Raw genomic sequence first — 5,627 nt, forward strand, 5'->3', positions numbered from 1 at the left:
CCCGGATCGGCACCAGGCCGGCCTTGCCCGCCCGCTCGGCCCATGGGCTGCCGCCGGCCCGCCGCGCCGCGGTCAGAGCGGCCAGCCGGAAGCCGACGTCCTGGTTGCGGCCGGCGAGCCTCTGCCGGCGGCTGGCGGCCAGCGCGTGCGTCGGGTACGCGAAAGGACGGCGCGGCGACCAGCCCAGCCGGGCGCGCGGGGTGGACAGCGGGCCCTTGAACGGGACCAGCTCGACCTTGGCGCCGCCGAGCCGCCAGCTGGTCCGCGTGACTCCCGGCGTGGCCACCCCGATCAGCGTGACCTCCCAGCCGGCGTCGGCCATGGACCGGGCCGACTTCTGCACCCGCGAGTCGCCCTCCACGCCGTTGTCGACCAGCATGACCACACGGCCCCTGGTCTCTCCGATAGTCACGCCGCCGTCAACTCCAGTTCTCGCCACGATCCTGCCAGGTGCAGAGACACACCTTGTTGCCCTCCGGGTCGGCGAGCACCCAGAAGCTCGGCGCCTCGGCGTCGCTGAACAGGATGCCACCCGCCGCGATCGCGGCGTCGATGCGGGGCCGAACCTGACTCGGGTCGACCCAGACGTCCGGGTGCCAGCGCTGCCGCGGCTCCTCGGCGCCGGACGCCTGGAACCAGACGACCGGCAGCGCGCCGTCGGGGTCGACGACGTCGTCGCGGCCGGCCTTCATCGCCAGCACGGCACTCCAGAACGGCTGGATCCGCTGGAACTGGGGACTGTCCAGCGCCAGCTCGAGGCGGGAGACGTCCGTGCAGTCGGTGGACAGCCCCGCCTCCGCCGCGAGCTGCGAGATGCGGCGGGCCAGGCGCAGGTCGCGCCCGGTGACCGCGCCGACGTCGTGGCTGCGCAGCCGCACGTCCACGTGGGTGAACCGCAGATCGAGGTCCGGGTGGTGGTCCATCTCCTCGGCGGCCGCGCCGATCGCGTCGACCAGCGCCAGCCCGGCCTTGAAGTCAGGGGTACGGATGCGGCTCTGCAGCCCGCCGAGCAGGTAGGCCCAGCCGTCCAGCCCAGCCTCGGCGATCTGCTTTCCGGTGAGTTCGCTCATCCGGCCATTGTCGTCAGTTCGGCGGCCAGTGCAGTGTCGGTCAGTGCAGCGTCGTCCGCGAGCTCAACAGGAGCCACTTGTTCTTGACCGGCCCCGTCGTGACCCGCACGGCCCGCTCGCCGCGGATCCAGCCGATCGCGCCGACCCGGGAGCGCATCGCCGACGACACGCGGGTCACGCGGCACTTGGTGGCCGTGCACACCCGGTGCCGGCCGGCCGCCATCCGGACCACCCGGATCGCGAGGTAGTTGACCATGGAGACCGGGGTCAGCGTGGCGCGTACCCCTGGCACCTCCTGCACCCAGTAGTCCCGCAGCTGGCCGGCGGTCACGTGATACCAGAACCCGGGCTGGCCGGCGATCCGCCGACGCTGGTCGACCGGCGCCGTCGAGCCCGCCCGCAGGCCGAGAAGGCGACGGCCGAGCACGGCGCCGCCGGTCGGGCCGCCGAACCGGATGCCGGTGTGCTGACCGGTGGCGAGCAGGATCGTGGCCGGCTGCCTGGGCGACGGGAAGTCCGACTGCAGGCCCTCGGCCATCGAGGCGAAGGTCGCATCGCCGGTCAGGGCGTGCATGTGCAGCAGCTGATCGACGTGGATGGTGTGGTACTTCTCGGTCGGTGCGAGCCCGCGCAGCCCGTAACTGGAGGCCCAGCCGGGGTTGCGGAAGTTCCGGATGTACCGCTTGACCGTGGCGGCGGCGTCGGCGAAGAGCCCGGCGGCCGCCGCCGACCTGGTGAGCGACCAGTAGTCCCAGAGGCCGTACATCGCGAACAGGTGGCCGTTGAGCACGCGTCCCGAGGTGCCGGGGGTGCGGTTCGGATACTCCTCGAGCCAGAGCCGGCCGTTGCCGTCGCGGTGCGTGACCCACGGACCGGCGGCGCTGAACCCGAGCCGCAGGGCGGCGAAGGCGTTGTTCGCAGCGGTGCGCCAGGAGGCGTCCCCGGTGGCCTGAGCGAGCCGGACGAACAGCGAGATCGCCTGGCCCTGGGCCATCGCGGAGTACCACGGCTGCCGCATGGTGTAGTTCAGGTTCGAGGCGAGCGGATAGTCGAACGGGTACGGGAACCACCACGCCCCGCGGGACACGACCCGGGTCGCGATGATCCGCCGGCCCTGCCGCTCGGCCCGGTCGAGGAACCAGGTGTCGTTCTTGACCCGGTAGGTGTTGACCAGCAGGAGGCCGTACTGCGCCTGCGACACGGGGTGGTTGCGGAGCTGGCCGCCGGTGTAGGTGGGGTGCCGGAACATGCGGACGCCCTGGCTGTCGACCAGGCCGATCGCGTGCTTCGGGGAGATCTGCCCGCCGTTGTAGGGGCGGACGTTGATCGGCACCTCCCGTGGCGCGAGCACGGCGGGGTCCGCTACGGCCGCATGTGAGAAGCCGAGACTCGCCAGGACGGTGAGGAAGCAGAGAGCGGCACGCACCTAGCCAAATTGTCCGATTTTACCGCCTGGCGGGCTCCTTCAGGTTTCTGTCACTCGTCCGGGCGGAAGTACGGCCAGGCCTGCCGGTCCCACTCGATCTCGCGGATCTGCATGCGGATGACGCCGTTCGCGTTGGCGTCGTAGTAGTGGTGGACCATGTACCAGCGGCCGTACGCGAACAGCACGTCCGGCGCGCCGGTGCCGATCTGGTTGCCCCGGCTCTGCAGCAGGATCGTGCCGCCGCCGTCGAGCAGCCTCTTGCCGGTCCGGTCGACGAACGGGCCCTTCGGCGAGGTCGAGCGGCCGACGATGGTCTTGTAGGTGCTGTTCACGCCCTGGCAGCAGAAGTCCCAGGAGGCCAGCAGGTACCAGTAGCGCCCATGGTGGAAGAGCTGCGGGTTCTCGATCGGGTTCGGCGGGTTCTCCGGGTGCCGCGCCAGCGAGAGGACCTCCCCGACCGGCCGGGTCATGTCCTCGAGCCGCTGCATCTTGATCCCGTCCCAGAACGACCCGAAGGCGATCCACCACGTGCGCCCGTCGAAGAAGACGTCCGGGTCGATCGCGTTGTAGTTCTTGCTCGGGTCCGAGGTGAGGATCGGGCCGAGGTCGCGCCAGCTGCTCAGCACGCCGGGCGTGCGGGTGCGGGCGGCGCCGATCGCCGAGCGGTTCGTACCGAAGGACGACGCGGCGTAGTAGAGGTAGAACCAGCTGCCGCGGCGGACCACGTGCGGCGCCCAGAGATGATTGACGCCGTACGCGCGGGTCCACTCCGGCAGCGCGATGGCGCCGAGCGACTCCCACGGGCCGGCCAGCGAGCCGCGGGACCGGCGGGCGAAGATGCCGCCCGGGTCGGCCGGGTTCAGGATGCCGGTGGAGAAGACGTAGTAGGTGCCGCGGTCGGCGAACAGCGTCGGGTCGTGCACCGGATCGTCGATCACCCCCGGCACGTAGTCACCGATGGCACCGGTCATCACGAGTTTGCCCCTGGGCGGCTTCCACCCGGCGCTGGCGGGCGACGCGAGGCCGAGAATGACGGCGAGGGCGAGCAACGCCACGGCGACTTTACGCATTCGATCAGCCTGACCCGTGCCGGGCGGCCGGGCATCCCCCTGTTCCCCTGGTGCGAAAAGGTGCCGACTTTTCTTGCAATCGTTCCGCGGATCCGCCGATAGGGACTGCGTGAAGCGCCCATTCATCGTGCCCTTGATCGCCGTGATCGCGGCCACGCCGACCTTTGTGGCGCCCGGGACCCGTGTGGCGGGATGGGCGTACACGCTGGCCTTCACGTTGTTCGTGGTGCTGTCGTGGCTGGGCGCGCACCGGCGGACCGGGCGGGCGCGGCTGGCGCACGGGCTGGTGGCCTCCAGCCTGACCATGTGGCTGTTCGGCGACCTGCTCTACACCTTTCTGATCTGGCGGTACCAGGACTCCGGGGAGGTGTCGGCCGCCGACTTCCTGTGGATCGCGGGCTATCCGCTGCTCGCGGCCGGCCTGATCCAGATGGTGCGGCTACGCGCGCCGGGCCGGCTGCGGGAGGCCGCGCTGGACGGCCTGGCCATGGTCATCGTGGTGGCCACGCTGTTCTGGACGTTCATGATGCGGCCCCTGTTCACCGAGGCGGGCATGTCGCCCGCGGACGTGCTGGCGGTCGCCTATCCCTTCGGCGACGTGCTGCTCTTCGCGGCCGGCGCGCTGCTGGTGCTCTCCCCCGGCGGCCGGCGCGGCGCGGTCCGATACCTGACCGTCGCGCTGACCATCACGTTCGTCGCGGACGTGAGCATGTCGCTGGCGCCGATCTGGTTCCCCGACTTCGACTTCGAGCGGCTCGACGGCGTGCTGCTGCTGGCGAACAGCCTCTTCGCCGCCGCACTGTGGCACCCGGACGCCGGTCAGCTGACCGACCCGCGCAACGGCGAGAAGAGCCGCCTGCACCCGGCCCGGGTGGTGTTCCTGGCCATCTCGTTGGTCGCGCTGCCGGCCCTGGCCGACCTGCGGATCAGCGACGTGGTGCTGGGCCGGGGCTCGATCATGATCGCGATGGCGCTGCTGACCGCGATCGTCCTGACCCGTTTTATGCTGGTGGTGCGGGCCCAGGAGAAGATTCGCGAGGTGCTGGCCCATCGCGCCACGCACGACACACTGACCGGCCTGGTGAACCGGCAGGAGCTGCACGCCCGGCTGACCACCGCGCTGGCTTCGTGGGCCGACGACGACGGCGACGGCCCGGTGGTGCACTTCCTCGACCTGAACGGCTTCAAGCCGATCAACGACCGGTACGGGCACGCGGCCGGCGACTACGTGCTCCAGGAGGTCGCGCGGCGGCTGCGCGGGACGGTCCGGCACGCGGAGACCGTCGCCCGGCTCGGCGGTGACGAGTTCGTGGTGGTCACCGCCTCGACCGGGGACGCCGGGGCGATGACCGAGCGGCTGCGGCGTGCGGTGACGGCGCCGATCCTGCACGAGGGCCACCAGCTGACGGTCGACGTGAGCATCGGCGTGGCGACGCCGGCGGGCCTGTCCCGGCCGACGTCGGACGCGCTGCTCGCCGCGGCGGACGCCGGCATGTACCGGGAGAAGAGCGCCGGCCGCGCAGCCATGCCAGACGCCCCGCCGCTGGTTAACAACGTCATTGCTGGTTAACAATGCCTTGACATTGACGTACGTCGAAGTGATGCTCGTGAAAGCGCTCTCTCATTGGAGTGGTCTCATGAAGCTCTCGGTGCGTACCCCGCTGATCCTGATCCTGGCCCTGCTGGCCGCGACCGTCTTCGCGCGGCCCGCCGCGGCCGCGCAGTCGATCCGGGCCGCCGACCCCAGCGTGATCCGCGTCGGCGGCACCTACATCTCGGTGCAGTCCTACGGGAACCGGATCGCCGTGCGGCAGGCGTCGTCCACCGCCGGCCTGGCGAACGCGCAGGCGCGCGACGTCTGGTACGACAGCGGCAACCTGGGCGAAGTGTGGGCGCCGGAGATGACCACCGAGGGCGGCCGCTACTACATCCACTTCGCCGCCGGCCGCGGCGCCGCCCACCGCATGTACGTGATCAGCTCGCTGACCGCGAACGCCGGCTACACGGGCGCGACACAGGTGGCGCTGCCGGACAACAAGTTCGCCATCGACGGCACGATGT

The 5,627-nt window shown here is 71.0% G+C and carries 5 protein-coding genes and 1 pseudogene; 2 read left to right on the forward strand and 4 right to left on the reverse strand.

What is annotated here, in order from left to right:
* From AB0M20_RS24130 to AB0M20_RS24145, 4 genes and pseudogenes are all read right to left on the reverse strand, one after another.
* Positions 1 to 412, reverse strand: a pseudogene (locus AB0M20_RS24130) (glycosyl transferase family 1); the annotation flags it as partial.
* A gap of 7 nt (positions 413 to 419) precedes the next feature.
* Positions 420 to 1,070 carry a 4a-hydroxytetrahydrobiopterin dehydratase gene (locus AB0M20_RS24135; protein WP_364301718.1) on the reverse strand — a complete coding sequence of 217 codons (651 nt, stop codon included), beginning with the start codon at positions 1,068 to 1,070 and terminating at the stop codon, positions 420 to 422.
* A gap of 40 nt (positions 1,071 to 1,110) precedes the next feature.
* Positions 1,111 to 2,496, reverse strand: coding sequence for a D-glucuronyl C5-epimerase family protein (locus tag AB0M20_RS24140; protein ID WP_364301720.1), 1,386 nt, complete (start codon positions 2,494 to 2,496; stop codon positions 1,111 to 1,113).
* A 50-nt stretch (positions 2,497 to 2,546) separates the two neighbouring features.
* Positions 2,547 to 3,566 (reverse strand): arabinan endo-1,5-alpha-L-arabinosidase, encoded by a 1,020-nt coding sequence (locus AB0M20_RS24145; protein WP_364301722.1) that lies wholly within the window; start codon positions 3,564 to 3,566, stop codon positions 2,547 to 2,549.
* A 109-nt stretch (positions 3,567 to 3,675) separates the two neighbouring features.
* On the opposite strand from AB0M20_RS24145, the gene AB0M20_RS24150 reads away from it, so the two are divergent.
* Positions 3,676 to 5,136 carry a GGDEF domain-containing protein gene (locus AB0M20_RS24150; protein WP_364301724.1) on the forward strand — a complete coding sequence of 487 codons (1,461 nt, stop codon included), beginning with the start codon at positions 3,676 to 3,678 and terminating at the stop codon, positions 5,134 to 5,136.
* Between the two features lie 67 nt (positions 5,137 to 5,203).
* Positions 5,204 to 5,627: family 43 glycosylhydrolase (locus tag AB0M20_RS24155; RefSeq protein WP_364301726.1), on the forward strand; the 424-nt coding region annotated here is incomplete at its 3' end.

Source organism: Actinoplanes sp. NPDC051633 (assembly GCF_040681735.1).
GTDB lineage: Bacteria > Actinomycetota > Actinomycetes > Mycobacteriales > Micromonosporaceae > Actinoplanes.

Bases quoted from the DNA above. Each gene is read 5' to 3' on its own strand.
- AB0M20_RS24135 (WP_364301718.1), bottom strand. From the start codon at position 1,070: ATGAGCGAACTCACCGGAAAGCAGATCGCCGAGGCTGGGCTGGACGGC.
- AB0M20_RS24145 (WP_364301722.1), bottom strand. From the start codon at position 3,566: ATGCGTAAAGTCGCCGTGGCGTTGCTCGCCCTCGCCGTCATTCTCGGC.